At 70.5% G+C, this 23,207-nt stretch carries 21 protein-coding genes and 1 pseudogene; 11 read left to right on the top strand and 11 right to left on the bottom strand.

All coding sequences use genetic code 11. The features are described 5' to 3' along the window. Nucleotides 1-67: 67 nt before the first annotated feature. Entirely contained in the window at nt 68-970 is a 903-nt protein-coding gene (locus BUB75_RS29175) for a WD40 repeat domain-containing protein (RefSeq protein WP_073261213.1), read from the bottom strand. 76 nt (nt 971-1,046) lie between these two features. Between BUB75_RS29175 and BUB75_RS29170 the strand changes: the two genes are divergently transcribed. Together BUB75_RS29170 and BUB75_RS29165 are read left to right on the top strand one after the other, a co-directional pair. After that, entirely contained in the window at nt 1,047-1,526 is a 480-nt protein-coding gene (locus tag BUB75_RS29170; protein ID WP_073261211.1) for a cupin domain-containing protein, read from the top strand. Nucleotides 1,527-1,573: 47 nt separating this feature from the next. Continuing rightward, complete coding sequence (locus BUB75_RS29165) at nt 1,574-1,921, top strand: hypothetical protein (RefSeq protein WP_073261209.1); 348 nt, start codon at nt 1,574-1,576, stop codon at nt 1,919-1,921. Nucleotides 1,922-1,925: 4 nt separating this feature from the next. On the opposite strand, the gene BUB75_RS29160 is transcribed toward BUB75_RS29165, so the two are convergent. Next, nucleotides 1,926-2,468: a mycothiol transferase gene (locus BUB75_RS29160; RefSeq protein ID WP_073261207.1), complete on the bottom strand. Its 543-nt coding sequence runs from the start codon at nt 2,466-2,468 to the stop codon at nt 1,926-1,928. Then, nucleotides 2,465-3,172: a VOC family protein gene (locus BUB75_RS29155; protein ID WP_084741864.1), complete on the bottom strand. Its 708-nt coding sequence runs from the start codon at nt 3,170-3,172 to the stop codon at nt 2,465-2,467. Before BUB75_RS29155 ends, BUB75_RS29160 begins: the two co-directional genes overlap by 4 nt. Before the next feature lie 143 nt (nt 3,173-3,315). On the opposite strand from BUB75_RS29155, the gene BUB75_RS29150 reads away from it, so the two are divergent. Continuing rightward, nucleotides 3,316-4,161 (top strand): SAM-dependent methyltransferase, encoded by an 846-nt coding sequence (locus BUB75_RS29150; protein WP_245806322.1) that lies wholly within the window; start codon nt 3,316-3,318, stop codon nt 4,159-4,161. Here the strand turns inward: BUB75_RS29150 and BUB75_RS29145 are convergent. Genes BUB75_RS29145 through BUB75_RS29135 form a run of 3 tightly spaced genes read right to left on the bottom strand, consistent with a single transcriptional unit; the run spans nt 4,134 to nt 7,713 of the window. Further along, nucleotides 4,134-5,309, bottom strand: coding sequence for a serine hydrolase domain-containing protein (locus tag BUB75_RS29145; protein ID WP_073261204.1), 1,176 nt, complete (start codon nt 5,307-5,309; stop codon nt 4,134-4,136). The genes BUB75_RS29150 and BUB75_RS29145 overlap by 28 nt on opposite strands. 32 nt (nt 5,310-5,341) lie before the next feature. Beyond that, nucleotides 5,342-5,713, bottom strand: a complete 372-nt coding sequence (locus BUB75_RS29140) for a VOC family protein (RefSeq protein ID WP_073261202.1) — start codon at nt 5,711-5,713, stop codon at nt 5,342-5,344. Beyond that, on the bottom strand, nt 5,710-7,713 hold the full coding sequence (locus tag BUB75_RS29135; protein ID WP_073261200.1) for an O-antigen ligase family protein: 2,004 nt from the start codon (nt 7,711-7,713) through the stop codon (nt 5,710-5,712). The genes BUB75_RS29140 and BUB75_RS29135 overlap by 4 nt, the downstream gene beginning before the upstream one ends. Before the next feature lie 141 nt (nt 7,714-7,854). On the opposite strand from BUB75_RS29135, the gene BUB75_RS29130 reads away from it, so the two are divergent. Further along, nucleotides 7,855-9,165 carry a glycosyltransferase gene (locus tag BUB75_RS29130; RefSeq protein WP_073261197.1) on the top strand — a complete coding sequence of 437 codons (1,311 nt, stop codon included), beginning with the start codon at nt 7,855-7,857 and terminating at the stop codon, nt 9,163-9,165. 6 nt (nt 9,166-9,171) lie between these two features. Here BUB75_RS29130 and BUB75_RS29125 read toward each other — a convergent pair whose 3' ends face one another. Then, on the bottom strand, nt 9,172-10,776 hold the full coding sequence (locus tag BUB75_RS29125) for a lipopolysaccharide biosynthesis protein (protein WP_245806321.1): 1,605 nt from the start codon (nt 10,774-10,776) through the stop codon (nt 9,172-9,174). A gap of 184 nt (nt 10,777-10,960) precedes the next feature. On the opposite strand from BUB75_RS29125, the gene BUB75_RS29120 reads away from it, so the two are divergent. The 5 genes from BUB75_RS29120 to BUB75_RS29100 all read left to right on the top strand — a co-directional run bounded on the left by BUB75_RS29120 (nt 10,961) and on the right by BUB75_RS29100 (nt 17,258). Beyond that, complete coding sequence (locus tag BUB75_RS29120) at nt 10,961-12,118, top strand: glycosyltransferase family 4 protein (RefSeq protein WP_073261193.1); 1,158 nt, start codon at nt 10,961-10,963, stop codon at nt 12,116-12,118. Continuing rightward, nucleotides 12,115-13,287, top strand: a complete 1,173-nt coding sequence (locus tag BUB75_RS29115; protein WP_143175467.1) for a glycosyltransferase family 4 protein — start codon at nt 12,115-12,117, stop codon at nt 13,285-13,287. The genes BUB75_RS29120 and BUB75_RS29115 overlap by 4 nt, the downstream gene beginning before the upstream one ends. Continuing rightward, nucleotides 13,280-14,131 (top strand): hypothetical protein, encoded by an 852-nt coding sequence (locus tag BUB75_RS46540; RefSeq protein ID WP_178380002.1) that lies wholly within the window; start codon nt 13,280-13,282, stop codon nt 14,129-14,131. The genes BUB75_RS29115 and BUB75_RS46540 overlap by 8 nt, the downstream gene beginning before the upstream one ends. Further along, nucleotides 14,128-15,357: a glycosyltransferase family 4 protein gene (locus tag BUB75_RS29105; protein ID WP_084741862.1), complete on the top strand. Its 1,230-nt coding sequence runs from the start codon at nt 14,128-14,130 to the stop codon at nt 15,355-15,357. The genes BUB75_RS46540 and BUB75_RS29105 overlap by 4 nt, the downstream gene beginning before the upstream one ends. Before the next feature lie 587 nt (nt 15,358-15,944). Then, a complete protein-coding gene (locus BUB75_RS29100; RefSeq protein ID WP_073261591.1) occupies nt 15,945-17,258 on the top strand; it encodes a sugar transferase in 1,314 nt (437 codons plus the stop codon). On the opposite strand, the gene BUB75_RS44475 is transcribed toward BUB75_RS29100, so the two are convergent. Then, nucleotides 17,255-18,754, bottom strand: a complete 1,500-nt coding sequence (locus BUB75_RS44475) for an alpha/beta hydrolase fold domain-containing protein (RefSeq protein WP_084741861.1) — start codon at nt 18,752-18,754, stop codon at nt 17,255-17,257. The genes BUB75_RS29100 and BUB75_RS44475 overlap by 4 nt on opposite strands. A gap of 112 nt (nt 18,755-18,866) precedes the next feature. Between BUB75_RS44475 and BUB75_RS29090 the strand changes: the two genes are divergently transcribed. Continuing rightward, complete coding sequence (locus tag BUB75_RS29090; RefSeq protein WP_084741860.1) at nt 18,867-19,571, top strand: endonuclease/exonuclease/phosphatase family protein; 705 nt, start codon at nt 18,867-18,869, stop codon at nt 19,569-19,571. A 112-nt stretch (nt 19,572-19,683) separates the two neighbouring features. Here BUB75_RS29090 and BUB75_RS29085 read toward each other — a convergent pair whose 3' ends face one another. After that, nucleotides 19,684-20,535, bottom strand: coding sequence for a serine/threonine-protein kinase (locus tag BUB75_RS29085; protein ID WP_073261189.1), 852 nt, complete (start codon nt 20,533-20,535; stop codon nt 19,684-19,686). A 190-nt stretch (nt 20,536-20,725) separates the two neighbouring features. Further along, nucleotides 20,726-21,364, bottom strand: a complete 639-nt coding sequence (locus BUB75_RS29080; RefSeq protein WP_073261187.1) for a TetR/AcrR family transcriptional regulator — start codon at nt 21,362-21,364, stop codon at nt 20,726-20,728. 7 nt (nt 21,365-21,371) lie between these two features. On the opposite strand from BUB75_RS29080, the pseudogene BUB75_RS48905 reads away from it, so the two are divergent. Further along, a pseudogene (locus BUB75_RS48905) lies at nt 21,372-22,306 on the top strand (oxygenase MpaB family protein). Between the two features lie 4 nt (nt 22,307-22,310). Here the strand turns inward: BUB75_RS48905 and BUB75_RS29065 are convergent. Further along, a complete protein-coding gene (locus BUB75_RS29065; RefSeq protein WP_073261589.1) occupies nt 22,311-23,084 on the bottom strand; it encodes a maleylpyruvate isomerase family mycothiol-dependent enzyme in 774 nt (257 codons plus the stop codon). Between the last annotated feature and the right edge of the window lie 123 nt (nt 23,085-23,207).

Raw genomic sequence — 23,207 nt, 5'->3', positions numbered from 1 at the left:
CTTCCCCGGTCGGGACACTGAACCGTTTCAGGCCAACCGTTCCAGTTCGGCAACGAGGAAGACACGCTCAGAACACTGCGACACAAGCTCCGGTGTCCGCGTCCCACCGGCGGGTGGTGCCGTCGTAGCCGACGCTGACCAGCCACCGCCCGTCCGCGGCCACCGCAAGATCGCTGACGACGTCGTGGTGCCCGGCGAGCGCGGCGAGCGGCCGCCCGTCCGGCGTCCAGGTGCGTACGGTCCGGTCGTGGCTGGCGGAGGCGAGCCAGCTGCCGTCGGCAGCGAACGCCACGGCGCTGACCAGGTGCGCGTGGCCGCGGAGGCAGCCGGCGGGTCGGCCGGTGCCGGTCTCCCACAGCCGGACGGTCTCGTCCTGGCCCGCCGACGCGAGCAGATCGCCGGCCGGAGCGACGGCCACCGCGGTCGCGCCGGGCGGATGCGCGTGGATGGTGCGGAGCAACTCGCCCGTGGTGGCGTCCCAGGTGCGAATCGTGCCGTCCCGCCCGCCGGACGCGAGCCAGTCACCCGCGATCGCCACCCCGGTGACGCAGTCGGTGTGGCCGTGCAGCAGTAAGCGCTGGAGGCCGGTGTCGGTCTCCCAGATCCGAACCGTGCCGTCGTGTGCCCCGGTGGCGAGCCAGGACCCGTCCGGGGCGATCGCGACCGCGCTCACCCAGCCCGTGTGGCCTTCGAGCGTCGCGCGGTGCGGACCGGAGGCGGACCAGAGGCGGACGGTCCAGTCACCACCCGCGGTGGCGAACCAGCCGCCGTCGGCCGCGACGGCCACCGCCGTGACGCAGTCCGCGTGCCCTTCCAGCCGCAGGCGCGACCGGCCGGACGTCGCGTCCCGGACGTGGATGACGCAGTCGTCGCCGACCGTCACCAGCCAGCGCCCATCCGGGGCGATCGCGACGCCCCGCAGCCACTCGCCGTGCGCGATCGACCAGACGGTGGGACCGGAACTGGTCATTCCCTGACTGTAGGACTCGGGTGGCGCCGCCGAAATCGGCTGAATTCCCGGCGGGAAGGTGCAAAGGTCGGAGGCCATGAGCTACCCGCCGCCCAGCTACCACGGTGACACCGGAGAACTGACGGCCACGTACCGAACCCCCGATGCGAAACCCGAGCTGACCTACGCGAACGGCAACACCGCCCACTACCTGGCGACACACGAGTCCACGGGCGGGCTGTTCGGGTTGTACCGCTGGGAGATGGGGCCGGAACCCAGCGGGCCTGGACCGCACTTCCACCGGACGATCTCGGAGTCGTTCTACATCCTGTCCGGCAGCGTGCGGATCTACGACGGACGCCGCTGGATCGACACGCGGCCGGGCGATTTCGTCCACGTGCCGATCGGCGGTGTGCACGGGTTCCGCAACGAATCCGGAGAGCCGGCGTCGATGTTGCTGCACTTCTCGCCGGGCGCACCGCGCGAGGGGTACTTCGAGGGGCTGCTCACGATCGCGGACAAGAGCGAGGAGGAGAAGGCCGCGTTCTACCTCGAGCACGACAACTTCTGGCTCTGACCTGCCTCAGTTCCGGTCGGCGCCGTGCGCCAGGCCTGGGCACCGGGATGCAGCCACTCGGTGATCGCCGGCCGGACGTCCGCCGCGATGTCGTCGCGGTCTACGGCGACTGGGCCCGCGAGATCGCGGTCGTCCAGCTCCTCGGCTTCCCGGCCGGACGCTGGGGCCTCGGTGGTAAGCCCGTCGAGGCCCCGGCACCCCGGGTGGCGTTCGGTATCCGCGACGGTGTGTTCAGCCGCCCCGACGCCGCGGACCTCCTCGGCAGGTTGGCCGCCGGTGTCTCCGACGCGATCGCGGGCGTCGTCGGAGAACGCGTCCGCGCGGGTGTCACCGTGGAGTTCGTGGGCGCCCCCGACGGCCGAACCGCCGTCGCAGGCACCCTGGTCACCCCGTGACCACTCACGAGTCGTCGCTCGGTGGGTCCTCGCCGACGAGGCCGTCGACGGACTCGCGAATCAGGTCGGCGTGGCCGACGTGCCGCGCGTACTCCTCGATCAGGTCGATCAGGACCCGCCGCAGGCTGGGCCGGACGCCGGTGTCGGACTGCCACTTGACCAGCTGACCGACGTCACCGCCCTCCAGTGCCGCCGCGATCGCCGCCCGCGATCGCGCCACCGCATCCCCCCACAGCGCCCTGAGCTGCTCGGGCGAGTCGTCGGCGGCCGACCGCCACTCCCAGCCCTCACCGTCGTACTTCTCCCAGACCGACGGGTAGTCGTCACCCCGCAGCCGCACGGTGAAGTACATGTCCTCGACCAGCGCGAGGTGCTTCAGCAACCCGCCGAGCGTGACCGTGGAGGCGCCGACCGTCGCGTTCATACCGTCCGCGTCGAGGTCGCCGCACTTCCACGCGAGCGTGGCGCGCTGCCGGTCGAGCGAGCCGAGCAACGTGTCGACCTCGCTGCCCGCGACCGGCGGTTCCGGATGTGGCACCGCGGTCACGCCACCGTCAGGCAGAACGGGTGGCCCGCCGGGTCGGCGAAGACGCGGAACCCCTCGGGGGCACCTTCCAGCCGCCGCGCACCCAACGCGAGCACCTTCTCCTCGCCCTCGTCCAGATCGTCGACGAGGATGTCCCAGTGCGCCTGCTGCGGATGCGCCGGATCCGGCCACTGCGGCGGCGTGTAGTCGCTGACCTGCTGGAACAACACGTTCGCTGGAACATCGCGATAACCGGTACCGGAGATCATCACGCCCTCCGGCCCCTCGTAGGTGATCTCGGTGCCGGTCAGCGCGGCGTAGAAGCGAGCGAGCCCGGGGGCATCCGGAGCGTCGATCGTCACCGCGAACAGCTCCATCGCCGGCCCGACGCCGTCCCGCTGGCAGAGGTCGAACGGGTGGCCCGCCGGGTCGGCCAGCGTCACCCATGTGGCCCCCTCACCCAGCCGGGTCGCCCCCAGCGACACCGCGCGCTCGGCAGCCTCCTGGTACCCGTCGACGAGTAGGTCCAGATGGAACTGTTGCGGGCGTTCCTGGCCCGGCCACTGCGGTGGGACGTGATCGGGTGCGAGCTGGAACGCGACGTCCTTGCCCTCGGGCGTGCGCGTGACGATCCAGTCCGGTTCGCTACGGATGATCGGCCATCCGGTGAGGTCGGCGTAGAACGACGCGAGCTTCGCGTGGTCCGGCGCGTCGATTGCGACCATTTCCAAGCGTCCAATTCCCGTCATGTCGGCCATCCTGCCCCGGCACACCGACAGAACAAACACATCGGTCCGTCCCGAGTGGAACCCGAGGTTTAGGATCGGCGCCGAGACCACCGGGAAGTGTGGGAAGTGGGGACGACACCGTGGCCGACGCCGACTGGATGACTGCTGCCGCCGCCGAGGCCGTCGATCGGGACCCGGTCGACCTCCGCACGGACCTACCGCACCCGGCGCGGGTCTACGACTATCTCCTCGGTGGGAAGGACAACTTCCCGGCCGACCGCGCCGTCGCGGAGAACGGCCGGCGCGAGAACCCCGCGAGCGACGTCGCCCCCGGCGCCAACCGCGACTGGCTCCGGCGGACCGTCACGCACCTGACCGCGGAACTGGGCATCCGGCAGTTCCTCGACATCGGCACCGGGTTACCGACCAGCCCGAACGTGCACGAGGTCGCGCAGGCGATCGACCCGGCCGTCCGCGTGGTCTACACCGACAACGACCCGATCGTGCTCACCCACGCGCGGGCGCTGCTGGCCAGCGCCCCGGAAGGCGTGACCGACTACCTCGACGCGGACTTCCGTAACCCGCAGCAGATCCTCGAGGCCGCGAAGCGCACGCTCGACTTCGACCAGCCGATCGGCCTGCTGCTCATCGCGATCGCGCACTTCGTCGGCGACGCGGACGAGCCGCACCGGGTCGTGCGCGAGCTGATCGACGCGCTGCCGTCCGGCTCCTACCTGGCGCTCTCGCACCTCACCGGCGACTTCCTGCCCGAGCAGTGGAAGAAGGTCGAGGAGATGTACGCCGCGCGTGGCGTCACCATGCAGGTGCGGCCGAAGTCCGAGGTCGAGCGGTTCTTCGACGGCCTCGAGCTGGTCGAGCCCGGTCTGACGCTGGTGCACCGCTGGCGTCCGGACGAGAAGGACCGGTTCGCCGACCGCTCCGACGCGCTGGTGTCGGTCTACGGAGCGGTGGCCCGCAAGCCCTGACCGAGCGCGGCCCAGAAGTCGCGATAGAGGTCCGACTGGATCGGCATCCCGGCCCGCTGGGTCATCAGGATGCCGATCGTCTCGGAGGTCGGGTCTACCCAGAACGACGTCCCCAGGCCACCGTCCCAGCCGAACCGCCCGGACGGCGTCACCGCGAGGCCGAAACCCCAGCCGTACTGCTCGAAGAAGCCGGGGAAGAACCGCGCGGTGGCCTTTTGGTGCGGTGTCAGCTGGTCGGACGTCATGTCAGCCACCGACCGCCGGGTCAGTAGCCGGTCCGCGCCGACGCGTCCGCCCGCCAGCAACAACTGCCCGAACGCCAGCAGGTCGTCGACGGTCGAGACCAGCCCACCGGCCGCGGACGGGTAGGTCGGCCGCTCCCGCCACTCGGTGCCCCACTGCCCCGGGTCGTAGACGTGAAGTTCCCCGCTGCGCGGGTCGGGCGCGAACGCCGGCGGCACCCGGTCGAGCTTCTCCGCGGGCACGAAAAACCCGGTGTCGGCCATCCCGAGCGGGTCGAACACCCGCTCCTGCAACACCTGCTCCAACGGCTGTCCGGACGCTCTGGCGAGCAAAATTCCCAGCACGTCCGCTCCGGTGCTGTACGTCCACCCCTCGCCCGGCTGGTGCACCAGCGGCAGCGTGCCGAGCCTGCGCAGCCACTCGTCCGGGCTGTCGGAACTCTCCGGGACCGGTGGCCCGTTCATGATCCGGAGCTCGTTGGCCGCACGGCGCAGCGGCGCGTCGCCCGCGCCGAAGAACAGCCCGAAGCCCCACGAGTTGGTCAGGAGGTGCCGCAGCGTGACCGGCGACTTCGCCGGCACCGTGTCGTCCGGATCAGCAGTGACCGTGCGGATCACCCGCCGCGAGGCGAGCTCGGGCAGCCACAGGTCGACCGGGTCGTCGAGCCCGAGCCGATCCTCCTCGGCCAGCATCAGCGCGGCCGCGGAAACGATCGGCATCGTGATCGCGCCGATGCGGAAGATCGTGTCGCGGCCCAGCGGGCCGCCATCCGGGCCGGTGACCCCGACCTTCTCGACGGTCACGTCGCCTCGCCTGCTCACCAGAGCAACGGCACCCGGCGCCTGACCGGCTTCGACGTACCGGCTCAGGACGTCGGAAACCTGCGCCGTCGACAACTCATTCATGCCGACAGCATGTCAACCCGGCGGCCGGACGATCAGTCCTGCTCCTGGATGACGAGCAGCATCGTGCCTGCCGGGTCGCGGAGATAGGCGACCCGTTCGCCCCACGGCATGTCGGCCGGGGCGGTCACCACCGCATCCCCCGCGGCTGCCACCGCCGCGTCGAGGTCGGGAACGTAGAGGCACAGGTCGACCGCGTGACCGGTCGCCGGGAGCGGAACCTCGCCGTACAGCGCCGGCCCGTTGCCGAGGCCGAGCGCGACCTGGCCGGTTCCGATCCGCAGCGTGAGGTAGACCGGCTCACCCTCGTCGGGGAAACGGTAGTCGAGCTCACCGCCGAAGACGCGTTCATAGAACGCCCGCACCGGCGCGAGCTCGCGGCAGTTGACGATCGGGAACACGCTCACGGTCCGCGTGTCCCACTAAGCGCATACGTCGGTACGTGGCCAACTTTCTCGGGCTCGGGCTCGGGTTCCGGCTCGGGGCGCCGCCGGGTCCAGAGGGCGGCACACGCGAGCAGCAGGGCAACGGCGCACGCGCCCATACCGAGCGCCAAGCCCGGGTGGCCGGGCGCGGCGACCGGTCGACGTGGCTGCTGCATCACGTACGGGGTGTTCAGCGACCTCACCCGCTCGGCGACGACCTGCCCGGCGGCGACCGCGACGTCCTCGGCCACGGTCTTCTCCCGAGCGGTCGCATGGACCGTGATCGCACCGCCCTGGCGCGACACCTCCAGCGAGATCCGCACGTGGTCGGCCTGGTCCTGGCTCAACCCGGCACGGCGCGCGACCACGCTCGGGAAGTCGGGGGAATTGGCCACGACCGCGAACGACGGCACGAGCTGCCCTCGCGTCACGAGGTCCCGCTGGTACGACGTCAGCCAGTCCTCGTCGGCCGCGGTCACCGACACCCGGCTCTCCAGCTCCGCGCTCCACGTCGTCGGGATCGCCCGGACCACCGACACCGCGGCCAGCACCGCGAACACCGCAGCCGCCGGCACCAACACCCGGGGCGTCCACACGCGGAGGTCGGCCGACCGCGGCGGCGGGGGCGTCCCGGCGCGTTCGGACTCCGGCAGCGCCGCCACCGCCCAGCGCACCCGGACGTCGAGCGCGGCCGCGATCCCGGCCAGCAGGAGCAGCACCCGCAGGTCGGACAGGTGCAGGAACACGCTGGAGGCCAGCCACCCGGCCACCGCCGACGCGACGCCCACCGCCAGCAGGTGCTCTGTCCGGCGTCCGATCGAGCGGGCCAGCTGCGACACCCGCCAGCAGACGAAGAAGATCGCACCGAAGAAGATCGCCCACGCCGCCAGCAGCACGAGCCCGCCGTCCGCGGCCTGCTCCAAGTAGAAGTTGTGCGAGGCGACCACGATCGTCACCGGATCGCCCTGGTCGGAGTACCGGTCGTACTGCGGGAAGAGCGACCCGTAGGTGCCCATGCCGTGCCCGAACCCCGGCGCGTCCAGGAACATCCGCCACGCGGCCTCCTGCAGCCGGGCGCGGGTGACCAGCGACGGGTCGGCCGCGGCGATGTTCGAGGACGCGGAGACATCGGCGAGCGTGGCCAACCGACCCCCGACGCCACTCACCGGCACCGCGACGAGCAGCACCAGCGGCAGATACGCCAGCTGTCGGCGGTACTTCCCGCCTGCCGCGATGAACCAGACCACGACCGCGGGCAGCACCGCGAGGAACCCGCCCCGCGACTGGGTGAGGAACAGCCCACCGATCAGCGCCAGCGTGGCACCGACCCAGAACAGCTTGGTCAGCCCGCGGTTGATCGCCCACAGGCTCAGCGCGAGCGGCGTCACCGTGACCAGGATCCGCGCCCAGAAGTTCACGTCGCCTGCGGTCCCCGCGTGCCGCGGGGTCATCGCCCCGTCCTCCTGCACCAACGGCACGTTGCTCAGGCCGTAGAGATTGCCCGCGTTGTCCAAAAAGACCTGGTGGACGATGGTCAGCGCGGCAATGAGCGCCAGCCCACCGACAACCGCGGACAGCACGGCCTTCCACGACCCGGTGGCACACAGCAACGCGTAGATCAGCGCGAAGTAGACCAGGCCGTTCGCGTAGTCCATGAACAGCGTCCAGCTCGCCGGTGGGTCGGCGGAGTTGAACATCGTGACGAACCAGGCAGCGACGAGCACCAGCAGCGCCGTGAGGACCGGCGACCACCCGACCTTCAGCTTTCCCTGCCGCCACAATACGAACAGCGCGAGAACAACCAGGGCGAGCATCGGCTTGAACGGGCTGATCCCGGCGTTCGCCTCGATGACGGCGTTGAGGTTCGTGGCGTCGAGTGCGACCGTGACGACCAGGATGATCGCCGGCCTGAGCAGGGCGACAGCGACCAGCGAAGCCGCGACGACCCCACCTGCGACGAGACCGGCGATTGTGGAGACCACTGCGCTCCTGGACGATCCGAGGGCCCACATCTTCAGAGCACGACCCTGGCGAGGCTACCTACACTTTCAAGTCGTGAGGTTTCACGCCAGTCAGGTACTCCGTTCGTGGACGTAACGCACCGGAGCCGGGAACGCGGTTGAATGACCCGCGAAGCGGCCACCGGCCGTAGCGAGGGGGAGCCGATGGCGGAATCCGCCCGGATCAGGCGAGCGGTCTACATCACGACGACCGAGCCCGAGCCACGCTCGTACGGCAAGCGGGTCGTGATGGGCGGCATCCTCGACTACCTGTGCGACACGCTCGGGGGCGAGAACGTCCACCTGATCCTGATCGCCAAGCCGGACGTCGAGCTGCGTCCGACGCGGTACCGGATCCACCTCCTCCCGAAGCCGCGCTCGTCGGAGCAGGCGTGGTCGCTGGTGAGCCGGGTCGCGGCCGGGCCGCACACGTCGATCCAGGAGGCCGCGGTCTACGCTCCCCGGATCGCCAGGGAGATCCGCGAGCTACTGGCCACGATCGACGCCGACCTCGAGGTCTGGGACACGATCCGCACCGGCCAGTACGCCGCCGGGGTGCCGCGCAGGCGCCGCCTGCTGTACGAGGACGACCTGTTCTCCGAGCGATACAAAACGATGCTGCGCGAGCTGAGCGGGCGGAGCAACAAGCAGGTGAACCCGCTCGGTGAGTTCCACAAGATGTTGCCGCGCCCGGCGCGTCCGCTGCTGAGCCGACGTGCCGTGTATCGGCCGCTGCTCCGGCTGGAGAGCCGGCTGGTCGGCGCGTCCGAGCGCAACCAGCCCGGCTGGTTCGACGCGACGCTGCTGGTCAACGACGAGGAGACCAACCGCCTGCGTACGTTCACCGGCCGCACCGACATTCACACGCTGCTGCCGATGCTGCCGGAGGTGGCGCCGCGCGACCGGGCGCCGGTGGGCGCGCGGTTCGCGTTCCTCGGCGGGCTGGACTACGCGCCGAACACCGACGGCCTGACGTGGTTCTTGACCCACTGCCGTGAGCAGGTGCTGGCGGCGCTGCCGAACTTCGAGTTGCTGGTCATCGGCAAGGGCACCGAGGTCGGCGTCCCGGAGGCCGCGGCCTGGGGCGAGCACGTGAAGTTCGTGGGCTGGGTGGACGACCTCGGCGAGACGCTGGCCGGCTGCTCGGCGCTGCTGTCGGTGCTACGAGTGGGCAGCGGTATCAAGATCAAGGTCCTCGAAGCGCTGTCCCGGTCGTTGCCGGTCGTCGCGACGCCGTACGGCGTCCAGGGCACCGAGGTCGGCGAGGAGAACGGGTGCCTCATCGGCTCGACCCCGGCCGACCTCGCGGCGCTGCTGGCCCGCGCCGCCGACCCCGACACCAACCAGACGCTGTCCGCGGCCGCCCGCGAGACGTGGGAGAAGCGGTTCGCGCCGGACGTCATCCGCCGCAGCTACGACGAGTTCTTCTCGTGACTCGCACTACTGCGCCGGTTGACGCGAGCCGGCGGGGGCCACCCGGTTGCGGACGGCGCTGAGGACGCCGAGGACCTCGCGCCGCGCGGTGAGCCCGCCGACCACCGCCGCGGTGACCCCGCACGCCGTGGTCAGCGCCAGCAGCGACCAGAACGAGTCCTCCGGCAGCACCGAGCGGAGCGGCAGACCCACGGCGGCGATCGCCGCGCCGGTGGCGAACGCGGGCGCCAGCGTCCGGGCCATCGCGGCTGCCGCGACGCCGGTGACCCGCACCGCGAGCGTGACCCGGATGATCGCGTAGACGATCTCGAAGCCGATGTGGACTGCGGCGACCGCGGCGATGCTCTGCTGCGCGGCCACCCCGAACGCGATCGTCACGAGGATCGTCGCCGGGATGTCCAGGGCGAGCAGCAGGCCGGGTCTGCCGAGAGCCGAGAACACGTCGCCGCTGGCCCACCCCAGCGACTGGCAGGCCAGCGCGAGCGACACCAGCGCCATCGGCACCACCGCAGGCTCCCAGGTCTCCGAGAACACGACCGGGATCGCCAGCGGCGCCAGCACCGCCAGCGCCACGCCCGCCGCGAGGCCGAACAGCGCGACCAGCCGCGTCGCCCGCAGCATCGTGGCCCGCAGTTTCTCCAGGCCTTCGATCCGCGCCCTGGCGTAGACCGGGAACGCCACCGTGGTGAAGATCCACAGCACGTTCGCGATGATCAGCTCGGGCAGCCGGTAGCCCATGCCGTAGTAGCCGAGCGCGGCCGAACCGAGCACGGCGCCGATGAACAGGTAGTCGACGCTCGACCGGAACGACCCGAGCACGCGAACGCCGGTCACCGCACCACCGAACGACACCAGCGTCCGGATCCGGCTCCAGCGCAGCCGGAAGTCGGGACGGATCGGCACCAGCGACCAGAGGAACACCATGCAGGCGGCCTCACCGGCGATGATGCCGAGCGCGATGCTCCACGCGCCGAAGCCGGTCAGCGCCAGCGGGATCGACACCACGACCCGGACGGCGGCCCGGGTCAGATCCGCGACGGTCCGTTTCTTGAACAACATGTCGCGTTTGAGGATCGCGTCGTTCACCTGGGCGGCACCGCGGAACAACGGGTAGAGAAAAAGCACTGCGAACAACTCTGTCTGGTCGGATTCGCCGAACAGTCGCGCAATGAACGGTGAAGCCGCCACGCCGATTGCACAGATCGCTGCACTGAGCACCAGATTGAGGCCAGCAGCGAGCCGAACTCGCGCGTTGATTCCGCGTTCCTGTTCGTACACGAGCGCGTAGCCGACGCCGAGATCGAGAGCGGCGTCAAAGAAGGTGATGATCGTCAACCCCGCAGTTACGAGGCCGAAATCCTCCGGAACCAATAGGCGCGCTAGTAACGCGGTGAGCGCCAGTACCACCAGACGGTTACCGCCCCACGCCAGCGTCGTCCAGAGAAAACCCCTGGTGGCAGCGCCCGCGAGGCTCGGCTGAACGGGTGGTTCACGGTCCTCTCTTCCGGGATCACGCGCGTCGACATCACCCTCGGAAGCGCTGGACTGTGACACCTTTCCTCCCCCCAGACGGTTGAATGTCCCATTCGCGCACCACCAATTGGTGGGCATCGGGCGATCTGACGGCCCGGAACCGCGATCCGAACGCATGCTAACGTGGGCGCCGAAACCAACACCCAGGCCTATTCGTCCCGTCGTTGCCGATGGGCACGCTGCGTAATGTTCTGCAACCAGACATTGTCGATGTGAACATATGTCGGCCTCGCTACCTGACGTGTCCACGGGTGGGAGTCATATGGTTCGAGTACTGACGCTCGTCGACGCGTTTCGGTTAGGGGGAGCCGAAACACTGATCGCGCAACTCGGTCGTGTCGCGGGCGCGGCCGGGTTCGAGATGGACGTGCTCAGCCTCCTGCCTCCTTCCGACGAGCACTCGAAGCTCGAACCCCTGTTGCGCGAATCCGGGCTGGAGCCCCGCTATCTGGGCGTTCGCCGCACGCTCGACCCCCGTGCGCCGCGCCTGCTGGCCGCCGCGATCAAGGAGTCCGGCGCGGACGTCGTCCACGCCCACCTCGAGATGGCGATGACGCTCGGAGTGCCGGCCGCGAAGCTCGCCGGACGGAAGGCGCTCTGCACGTTCCACCACGTCCACCGGCCGTTGCCGGGTAGGGCCGCCTGGCGGGAGAAGCTCGCGGTCGAGGTGGCCGGCCGCTCGCACCGCACGATCTTCGTGTCGGAGGCGTCCCGGACGTCGTTCGCGGAGAAGTACCGCCGATCCGGTCGGGTCCCGAAGAACTGGATCGTCGTCCACAATGGCGTCGATCTGGCCCACTTCTCGCCCGGACCGTCGCTGATGCCGCCCGAGTTCGGCGTCACCGGACGGCCGGTCGTCACGGTGCTGGCCGCTCACCGCGACTTCAAGGGCATCACGCACGCGGTGCGCGCCTGGCCGAAGGTGCGCGCGGCTCGCCCGGACGCACGGTTACTGCTGGTCGGCGCCGGCAACGAGACCGAAAACCTACGGCGCCAGGTCGCCGAGGCGGAGCTGACCGAGGACGTGATCTTCGCCGGCGCCCGCTCCGATGTGGCCGAGATCCTGCGCGCCTCGGACGTCGTCCTGCTGCCCTCCACGTACGGCGAGAACCTGCCGACCGTGCTGATCGAGGCCGCCGGGTGTGCTCGTCCGGTCGTCGCGAGCCGGATCGGCGGCATCCCCGACATCGTCGAGGACGGCGTCACCGGCGTGTTGACGCCACCCGGCGACCCGAACGCGATCGCCGACGCGCTGATCTCCCTGCTCGACGATCCGTCCCGCCGGGCCGCGATGGGCGTCACGGCCCGCGCCCACGTTGAACAACATTTCGACGCCGTGAACTGGGCTCGACAGCTGCGAGCGCTGTACGAGGAAGCCGCGGCAGGAAGTGACAGTCACAGAGCGGGGACCGTCGCGTGACGGTTCCTGTTCGCCCACGCGTCGTCGTGGTCGCCGAAGCCGCACCGATGCGGGGTGGCATCGCGACGTTCGCCGAGACGATCACCGGCGACCCACGGCTGGCCGCCGAGTTCGACGTCGAGCTGCTGAACACCGCACGGACCGCCACCCGTCAGGGCGGCAAGCTGGTGTTCTCCAACATCACACACGCGCTCAGCGACGCCTGGAAGACGTTCCGGGCCGCCCGCCGCGCCGACATCATGCACGTCCAGCTGGTGGCCGACCCCGGCCTGCCCACGATCCGGGCCGCGGCGCTCTGCCTGGCGGCGCGGGCGGGTACCCGCGGTGTGATCGCGCACGTCCACTCGGCCACCGGTAACGCCGGGCGTCCCGAGGTCGCCGACTACAGCGCCCGCGACCGGCGGATCCTCCGCGCGGTAGGGGTCAGCGCGCTGGTGCTCACGGTCTCCGAGGCCGGCACTCGGACGTTCGCCGGGATCCTGCCGAAGACGCCGGTCGAGACCGTCGACAACGCGGTGGACGTCGGTAGCTTCGAACCCGCCGGGCTCGACGCCGACGTCCCGACCGTGCTGTTCGTCGGGGTCGTCTGCGCCCGCAAGGGCGTACCGGAACTGGCTGCGGCCTGCGCCGAGCTCCGCACGCGGGGCGTGTCGTTCGACCTGGTGATCGTCGGTGGCCAGGGCCCGACGCCGGACGAGGAGTACGGGCGGGTCACCGCCGCCCTCGACGCCGCCGGGCTGTCGGGCGCGTGTGTCGGGCCGGAGTACGGCGAGCAGGTCCGCGCGCGGCTGCGGCAGAGCGACGTGTTTGTGCTTCCGTCCTATCTTGAGGGCCAGCCGATGGCCATCCTGGAGGCGATGGCCGGCGGCCTGCCGGTCGTGGCCACCGCGATCGGCGCGGTACCGACGCTGATCCGGGACGGTGTCGAAGGTCGGGTGATCGAGCCCGGGGACGTACCGGCCCTCACCGAGGCTCTGGCGGACGTACTCGCGTCGAAGCAACGGCGTCAGACGATCGGCGCAGCAGCACGGAAACGCGCCGAGGAGCGGCATGATCTGCCGATACTGAGCGCCCGCCTCGCCGACGCGTACCGGTCCGTACTCGCCGGGCCGCGACGCCGGGGCCGCAGGACGCAGCCGAGCACCGAAGATGGGACGTCCAGTGAGTGATTTCCAGCCGTTGCGACGCAGCCTGCTGATCGCGGCTGTCGCGGCGTTACTCGTGTTGGCCGCCGGCGTGGTCTTCGCGCTGACGCAGCAGGGCCGCTACAAGGCGGAAACCACGCTGATCGTCCTGCCTGCCAGCACGCTGGCCGCCCAGGACCAGGCCAGCTTCCTGGAGACGCTCAGCCGCGGCCAGGTCGTCGCCACGATGGCCGAGGTGGCCCAGAGCGGCCGGTTCGAGACCGAGGCGGAGAAGGCGCTGGGGCTCTCGACCGCCGAAGCCGCCGACACGACCGTGACGGTCACCGTCGTGCCGTCCACGTCGGTGCTGCTCGTCGAGGCCGAGGCGAGCACCGCGCGGATCGCGGAACAGCTGGCCGACCGGACCGCGGCGCTGAGCGCGACCTACCTGCAGTCGATGATCAAGCCGTACGCCGCGACCCAGGTGCGGCCGGCCGCGAACACCGCGTACTCGGCGGGCACCGCACCGTGGATCGTCATCGCCGGCACGGTGATCGCGGCCCTGGCGGTGGCACTGGCCGTCCAGCAGGCCGCGTACCAGGTCCTGCAGCCCCGCCGCCGGTCGCGCCGGCCGCTGCGGCGCCCGCCGTTCTCGGCCGCGGACCCGAGCCCCGCCGCCGCGGCGACCCCGGCTCCGGCGACCCCGGCTCCGGCCACCACGGCTCCGGCCGCCCCGCCCGCGCCCACGCCCGCTCCGGCTGGGCCGCCCGCGCCGGCTGCCCCCGCCGCTGCTCCGGCTCAGGCCGGCGCGGGTGACAAGACGTCGACGACGACGGACCCATCCACGACCGAGTCCGACTCGACGAACGAACGGGTTCTGTTTTCGTGACTGATCGCACCGTCTCCGATGGTCCGCTGACGATCGTCCTGGTGGAGTTCCTCCCCAGCGGCGGGATGTTCCAATTCAACTTCATGCTGGGCGAGGCGCTCGCCGGGCTGGGCCACCGCGTCACGCTGCTGACCGGCCCCGAGCCGGAGTTGTCGACCCAGGTGCCCGGCTTCACCGTCCGGTCCTACTTCCCCACCTGGCATCCCGGCGCGGACACCGGCGAGGCCACCTGGTTCCGCAAGGTCCGCCGAGTGTGGCGGGCGGCGCGGCTGACGTACTCGTGGACGAAGCTGGTGCGGTACGTCCGCAGCGCCCGGCCGGACGTCGTCCAGCTGGGCGAGATGCGGTTCGCGCTCGACAGCTTCTTCGCCGTCCGGCTCGCGAAGGCGCGCCGGCCCGGCACGGTCATCGCCGAGGTCGCCCACAACCCGACGCCGTACGACGTCAGCGGCGACCACGACTCGGTCGAGAAGTCCGACCCGGTGACGATGCGGGCGCTCCGCGCGGCGTACAAGTCGTTCGACCTGGTCCTGACACTCGGCCCCGGCCCGCGCGACGACCTGGTGAAGGCTTATCCCGAGGTGCGGCGCACCGCGGTGATCGGCCACGGCGAGTACTCCGCGTTCGCCGGGGACGCCGCGGAGACACCCGGTGCGGCCTCCGCTCCGCCACGGGTGGTCTTCTTCGGCACCTGGACGCGCTACAAGAACATCCCGATGCTGCTCAACGCGTTCGCGAAAGTCCGCGCGGAGTTGCCGAGCGCGGAGCTCGTGGTCGCCGGTCCGGTGATGGGCGACATGGATCTGGATGCGGTCACGAAACATGCCGCCGATATCCCCGGCGTCCAGTTGAAACCGGGATATGTCGCGATGGAGGATGTGCCTGGTCTGTTCGCCGGAGCCCGGGTCGTCGCGCTTCCCTACGAGATCGTCAATATCAGCGGCGTCGTACATATGGCGTATACGTTCGCCCGGCCGGTCGTCGCTACCGACGTCGGTTCGATGCGGGACGTCGTCATCGCGGGTGAGACCGGATTGCTCGCAGAACCCACTCCGGACGGATTCGCGGAGGCTCTTCTGGTACTGCTCCAGTCACCCGCCGACGCCGAGCGCATGGGGATCGCCGGATACGAGTTCATGAAGCGCGAATTGTCCTGGGAGAGCGCTGCGGAACGCGCTGTCGAGGGCTACCGCAGTGCTCGCACGACCGACGAAAGACCAGAGTAACCCGGAGAGGCAACCGGAATTTCCGCCATAATCCGGTCGCGCGAACGACACCGGGCCACACCAACGACGTCCCGTCACACGCCGGAAATAAAATCAACCGACCAGGCCATCGTTGTCAACCATTCAGGCACACCATCAGTCCGATAGCCGACCGTCCACCTGCAGAGCAGCAATTTGACCAGGTCAGCGTCCCCGCAATGGGGTTAATCGCTCGTAAAACATGGCGATCTTTTCCCGCTCGGGGGCGACAGCGGATGCGGAAGGAGCGATCATGATGTGACGCCGCCATTACGCGTCTTTATGTGACCGGAGCATTACGTCCTTGATGCGAGTGATCCCGACAGCCCAACTGCCGTCAACCGACCACGGGCCGCGCAGCCCGTTTTCCAGGGGTGGGAATGGTGTCGCAGGTAACTGGTGAACACCCGGTGGTCGATCTCGATCCGGCTGCTCCGGTGCAGGACGCCGAACCCGGCGCCGCACTCAGCCCGGCCGGACGGAAGCCGCAGCCGCTGACCGATCCGCCAGCACCGAAAGCTCCGCACGACGGTTTCATCAAGCGGCGCCTGCGCAGGTGGGTGCCGCACATGAAGGCGTACTACATCGTCCTGCCGGTCGACCTGGTCATGCTGTCGATCCCGGCCATCTGGACGCTGGGCAACCTCAAGGCCGTCCTCTCGATGGCCCTGCTGACCGTGGCGCTGTTCGCGACCGGTGGCCGCTACCGCGCCCGGCTGCACCTGAGCATCCTCGACGAATTACCGCTGCTGCTGGGCCGGCTGCTGACCGCCGCCGCAGTGGTCGCCGTGATCACCTCGATCCGGCACGAGGACACGGTCATCCTCGGCAACTTCCTCCGCGCTGCCGCGGCCGCGATGGCGCTGGTCATCGTCGGTCGCTTTCTCACCGGCCAGGTGATCCTCTATGGACGCCGGGCGCGGCTGGTGGCACACGGAACGGTCCTGGTGGGCTCGGGGGAAGCCGCGATGGAGCTCACCGACCTGCTGCGGCGTTATCCCCAGTACGGCCTGCGGGTCGTCGCGCACGTCAGCGACGCGGGGCCGGCGGGAGGTATCGACGTGCCGTGGCGCGGTGGCCTCGACGAGATCGAGAACGTCATCAGCGCCACCGGCTCCGACGTGCTCCTGGTCGCCGACACCCCGGACGACGCCCGCCTGGTCGAGCTGGTGCGCCGCCCGCGCGCGGCGCGCTGCGACCTGCTGGTCGTGCCGCGGATGCGCGAGTTCCACACCCAGACCGGACTGCCCGACCACATCGGTGCGATCCCGATCATGCGTATCCGGCAGCCTCGGTTGGACGGTCCGATGTGGCTGGCGAAGCGGGCGGTCGACCTCGTCGTCGCGACGGTCGGCCTGATCCTGCTCAGCCCGCTGATGGCCGTGATCGCGATAGCCGTGCGGCTGGAGGGCGGGCCGGGCGTCCTGTTCACGCAGCAGCGGATCGGGCGCGACGGGCAGCCGTTCGACCTGTACAAGTTCCGGTCGATGCGTCCGGTGAACGAGGCGGAGTCGGCCACCAACTGGTCGATCGCGCACGACAACCGGGTCGGGCCGGTCGGCAGGGTGCTGCGCCGGACGTCGATGGACGAGCTGCCGCAGCTGTGGAACATCCTGCGCGGCGACATGACGATCGTCGGGCCGCGCCCGGAGCGTCCGTTCTTCGTGGAGCGGTTCTCGGCGGAACACCGCCGGTACGCGTACCGCCACCGCGTACCGGCGGGACTCACCGGGCTCGCGCAGGTCAGTGGCTTGCGCGGGGACACACCGATCTCCGACCGTGCCCGGTTCGACAACTACTACATCGAGAACTGGTCCCTCTGGCTCGACGTGAAGGTGTTCATCCGAACCTTCATCGAGGTCCTCCGGGCGGGAGGACGTTAGGCGAGGTACGGACGCAGGGCGGTGGCGGCGTCGAGCTGGGCCTGCACGGACGCCTGGAGGTCGGCGCCGAGCGCGAAGAAGTTGTGCGGCACGCCGGAGTAGCGGTTGAGCGTCGTCGCCACGCCTGCCTCGGACAGCCGCGCCGCGAACAGCTCACCCTGGTCCCGCAGCGGGTCGCGGTCAGCGGTGACGACGTGCGTCGGCGGTAGCGTGGCGAGCGCTTCCGCCGGCGCCTCCAGCAGTGCGAACCGCGGATCCGTCGCATCGGTCGGCTGTCCGAACAGGTGCGTCAGGAACCAGTCCAGCGACGGCCGGTCGAGCGTCGCCGCTTCGGCGGAGTCCAGCATGGACGGTGTGTCCTGCGCCGCCGTCGTCACCGGCACGATCATCAGCAGCGCCACCGGGCGCGACCCGCCGGTCAGGCTCAGGCAGGCCGACGCGGCGATGTTCGCGCCCATCGACTCTCCGGCCGCGACTACCAGCGCCGGATCCGCCCCGAGTTCCCGGGCGTTGGCCAGGACCCACTCCAGGACCACCCGGTAGTCCTCGTGACCGGCCGGGAACGGGTGCTCGGGCGCCAGCCGGTAGTCCACGCTGACGACCACGCTGTCGAGTTGATCGGAGAGCGCCTGCGCGGTCAGGTCGACCGCGGCTCCGAGCACGCCGCCCCCGCCGTGCGCGTACACGACGACCGGCAGCGTCTCCTCCGCGCCGGCCGGCCGGAACAGCACCACCGGCACGCCGTCGATCGTCCGCTTCCCCACCGGCGCCGGCTCCGGTGCCGAGAGCACGGCTCCGATCGATCCGCGCTGCCGTGCGTCGGCCACGTCGAGCGAGTCCAGCGGGTCCGGCTCCAGCTGCGCGAACGCGTCGATCACCCGCTGGGCGTCGTGGTCGAGCAGCCCGGACGCGTCGGTGGTCAGGCGATCGGTACGCCCGGACGACCGGTCGCGGAGCCCGTCGATCACCGACGTCACCGCATGGACGATCCGGGACGCGGCCGGGGACACCGGCGCGTCGGGGTGCACGTGGCCGGACGAACGGCGCCGCGCCGCCAGGTAGTCCGCGCCGAGCGCATGCAGGTCGGCGCCGGACCGGCGAAGTACCGGCAGCAGCTCATCGGCCACCTGGGTGAAGTGCACGCGGGTGCCCTCGATCAGCCGGAGCAGCGCCTGCGCGAACTCCGGCTCGCCCGGCTCCGCAGCCTCCAGCACGGCCAGCCGCTCCTTCGCAGCGTGCTGGCCGCTCACCGCCTCGTCGACGATCGCAGAGACCGGCCGCCGCCCGGCGTCCCCCTCGAATTTGGCGACCGCGGGGAGCACGACCTGTTCCATCCCCGCGGACAGCACCGAGAATCGGTGGACCACCTGATCGGCGAGGGTCCGGCGATCGCCGGACCCCGTCTCGAGGTGCTCGAGCAAGCGCAGCACGGCGGCGTGGTCGTTGACGACCGCGCGGTCGACGTCACCGGGGAGCGTGGGATGTAGCAGGGCCATCGCGTCCTCTCACTTCAAAGGGGATGAGCGTTCGCTACCCGTTCCGGGTGCCAAACATGTCTGGACCATCTGCGGGGTAAGCGGCAGTAGGGCGGAAAGAGAGGGGCAGCCGGTGGGGTCCGTGGTCGTCGCGACGTTCAACATCCAGCACGGGAGGACGGAGGCGGGTGCGGTCGAACCCGGTCTGCTCGGGAAGGCCTGCGCGGAGCTGGGCGCTTCGGTGATCGCGCTCCAGGAGGTCGACCGATGTACTACGCGCTCCGGCGGCACCGATCTCACCGCGCTGGCCGCGGAGGAGACCGGCATGCAGTCGTGCTTCGGCGCCGCGATGGAGATGGAGGGCGGCGAGTACGGCAACGCGCTGCTGGTCGACGGTGACCTGGGCGACCGCGAGGTGGTGATCCTGCCGCAGACGTCCCGGTACGAAGGGGCCGAGCAGCGGGTCGCCATCCTTGCCCACGTGCACACCGCAGGCGAGACGCTCTCGGTCGGCGTCACCCACCTCGACTTCCGGCCCGCGCTGGCGGAGATCCAGCTCGCGGCCGTGATCGACGTGCTCCGCCGTCGGCCGGGTCCGCACCTACTGATGGGCGATCTGAACTTGCCACCGTCGGTGGTGGTGCCCGCCGTCGAGGCCGCCGGTTGGACCGCGACGGCCGGGCTGGAGACGTTTCCGCTGCGCCATCCCGACCGGACGATCGACTACGTGATCACCCAGGGGCTCACGGTGGAGTCACTGCACACCCGGATCCTGCCGGTCGGTGACCACCGGGCACTCGTCGCGACCGTCACGCCGGTTCACTCGCCGACGGAGTGAGCCCGCGGGACCCTCAGGCCGCGGGGGCCGGCCCGCAGGCCGGTTCCGCTGCGCAGCGGGGCCCCCGCGGCCCCGCGGCTCAGCGGCGGAGCGGCCCCCGCGGCCCCGCGGCTCAGCGGCGGCGCAGGCGGGTGAAGCAGCAGCGGCCCGGGCGGCGGCGCGGAGCGAGCCGCCGCACCCGGAGCGCCTCCTGCACCGCGGTCAGCGTCGGCCGCTCGGCCGGGCGCCGCGCCATCATCCGCAGCAGGATCGGCTCCAGCCACGCCGCCCGCTCCGGCTTGCGCGGCGTCCCGTACTCGGGCGCCATCAGCGTCGCCCAGCCGTCCTCGCCGTGGAACGCGTGGTCACCCTCCACCGCGTAATACAGCGTCGCGCCGAGCCCGAACACGTCCACGGCGGGGCCGGGCGGCTCGCCGCGCACCTGCTCCGGCGCCGCGTAGCCGGGGCTCCCCTTGGCGGCCCGGCACGAGGACGACGACGCGACGGCGAGCGACTGCGCGATGCCAAAATCCGTGAGCCACGGGTGGTCGTGGGCGGCGAGCAGCACGTTCGCCGGCTTCACGTCCCGGTGGACGATGCCCTGCTCGTGGGCGGCGTCCAGCGCGGACGCGAGACTCCGCCCGATCCGCGCGACGGTGTCGACCGGCAGCGGACCGCTCTCCTGCACCTGCTGCTGGAGCGTCGGCCCCTCGATCGCCAGCATCACTATCCACGGCCGGCTGCGGTGCTCCACCACGTCGTACACCGGAACGATGTGCGTGTGGCTGAGCGCCGCCGCGGCCCGCGCCTCCTGGAAGGCCGCCGCCGTGAGCCTCGTCGTGCCGACGGCGTCCAGTGGCGCCAGCCGGACTTCCTTGATCGCCACGGATCTCCGCAGCACTTGATCCGTCCCGAGCCAGACGGCCCCCATTCCCCCGGCGCCCAGCTCTCGATGCAATTCATATCGGCCCGCGATCAGCCGCATCGGTTTCCCCCACCTATGCCAGCATCCGCTCTAATAATAAGTACGTTAGGCAACTTCCGATGCGAGTCCAAACCAAATGCATCATCTTCATCTTCCAACTAGGTTCGCTTAATAGAGACGACAGAAGCGCCGATACCGTGACCAGGATGATCGTCCGTTCGGCCGAGGCGCCGATCAACCGAAGCGCGGATCAGGTTTCCCGCAATTCCCGAAGGTGCGGGATTCCCACTCGGAGAACAACAGTCACCAAATGTTCCACGATTTCCTCGGCGGTCGCTTCCAGCGATCCGGTCAGCCAGGTGAGGACGAGCTCACCCAATCCGCCGAGCGAGAACAACGCGTCCCAGCGCAGTTTCCGCTCGTCCGCACCCGGCCGCAGGTAGGGCTTCACCGCGGCCAGGCTGAGTTCCGCGCACACGTGGTAGGTAGCGCGGCGTCGCTGCTCCAGCGCGGCGCTGCCCGCCGGGTCGACGAGTCCGATCCGGGCACCGCGCGGATCGTCGGCCAGCGTGTGGACGAACGCCCCGATCACCGCGCGCAGTTGCGCCTCGGGAGTGGCGGGCGCTTCCGTCATCGCCCGTTCGGTACGCGCGACCAGTTCCTGCAGCGCTTCGTCGTAGACCGCGAGCAGCAACGCCTCGACGTCCGGAAAGCTCTCGTAGAAGTACCGGTCGTTGAGGTTCGCCCGCGCGCAGACACCGCGCATCGTGACCGCCGCCCAGCCGTGGTCACCCCACAGCTCCCGGCCGGCCGTGAGCAAGCGTCTGCGGCGCTCGGACCGACGTTCGTCGGCCGAGGCTCCCTTATACGGACGCCGGGCGCTTGCCACACCAGCGATGTTGACGGAACGGGGGCGGCTAGGTCTAATTGGTGGCAGGTGCCACCAGATTACTCCCCGGGGAGGATCCATGGACCGTCCCTCAGCTGCGACGTCACGGGCAGCACGTCCGGCACCCGAGCCGTTCGGGCCGGACTCGATGGTGTGGCAACACTTCGGCTCCCGGCTCGGATACCTGCACGGCGCCGCCTACGGCATCCTCCAGAACATGTATCCGGCGCTCGGCGCCGGCGTCACCCAGCACTCCGACGTCTACGACGACCCGTGGGACCGGCTGATCCGCTCGCTCCCCCAGATCCTCGGCGTCGTCTACGACGGGCCGGAAGCGCTGGCGACCGCCGAGCAGATCCGCCGCTACCACGAGCCGATCACCGGCATCGACGAGCAGGGCCGCCGTTACCACGCGCTCGACCCCGAGACGTACTACTGGGCACATGCCACGTTCGTCCGCGCGATCTTCTACGGCATCGAGATCGGCGGCATCGAGCTCACCGCCGCGCAGAAGGAGCAGCTGTACCGGGAGTCGGTCGACTGGTACGCGATGTACGGGTTGAGCATGCGCCGGTGCCCGCCGACTACGCCGCCTTCTGCGCGTACTGGGACCGGATGTGCGCCGACGTCCTCGAGCCGACGCCGGCCGCGCTCCGGCTGTTACGCCTCTTCGACGACTTCGGCGCGGCGCCGTACCCGGGCGTGCCGCGGCTGCTGTGGCGGGGTGTCGCGCCGTTGATCTCCCCGCCGCTGCGCTGGCTGAACTACGGCGTGTTCCCGCCGGTCGTCCGGGAGAAGCTGGGCATCACCTGGACGGACCGCGACGAACGCCGGTTCCGCCGGGTGATGCGGACGATGGGCGCGGTGTGGTCGCGGATGCCGCCGCGGATCCGGCTGATCTCCCGTGCGTACGCCGCCCACCGCCGGGTTCGCGCAGCCTGAGCGCTCAGACCAGTGGAAGCGGGTGCCGGAGCACTCCGGTGCCCTTCGCCCGGCCGGCCAGGATCCGGGCGAACTCCACCGCGTCGATCTCGACCGTCGTCCCCGGGTCGGCGGGGTCCCGCACGAACTTTCCGCCCGCCGGACCGGTCAGCCGTAACGTGAACGGCTCCGAGTGGGTCGTGGCCCACTCGGCCACCAGATCGGCGATGATGCGCCCGTCGTGCTCGGGGCTCGTCCACGGTTCGCGTCCGGTCGCACCGGCGATGTCGAGCCGGTGCATCCACACGCTGCGTGTGAAGCCGATGCCGTAGAGGTAGCCGATCGGCTTCCAACCGAACCGGACGCCGTCGATGCGGCCCAGCGGCAGCACCGGCAGCGCGCGAATCAGCGCCGGGACACGCTGCCGCGCGTGCAACGCCCGGTACGACGCCGCAGCCCAGAGGTCCGGCAGTTCGCTCGGGTCCAGCCGTGCGCCCTCCGCCAGCTGCGCGGCGTTCGCGCGATCACGCCAGCGTCGCTGTCCGCTCCGGCGCCCCGCGCGGACCTGTCGCACCAGTTCCCGGACGGACGCCTGCGCGCACGCCGACCCGAGCACGTGCACGGCGACCGCCCGGACGTCCCAGCCCTCGCACTCGGTCGGGCGCTCCCAGTCGTCCGGGCCCAGGCCGTCGAGCAGGGCGTGGAAGCGATCGTGCTCGACCACCGTGAGATCCATCGCCTCCGCGTGGTCGATCCGCGCGAGGACACTGATCGGCGTCTCGACATCCGGAGCGCTCATGGTGGTCATATAAGGGGTAAGCGCGCGGACGCCGCAAGGCCGTCGGAATTTCTCGGACGAGTTGTCGATTCGGCGCGGGGCCGTTCGTGTAAGGGCTGACGACTCGAACCGATCGAACGGAGT

Source organism: Cryptosporangium aurantiacum, from assembly GCF_900143005.1.
Lineage (GTDB): Bacteria > Actinomycetota > Actinomycetes > Mycobacteriales > Cryptosporangiaceae > Cryptosporangium > Cryptosporangium aurantiacum.
Note: the sequence above shows the minus strand (reverse complement) of the source record. Positions and strands in the feature narration are given on the sequence as shown.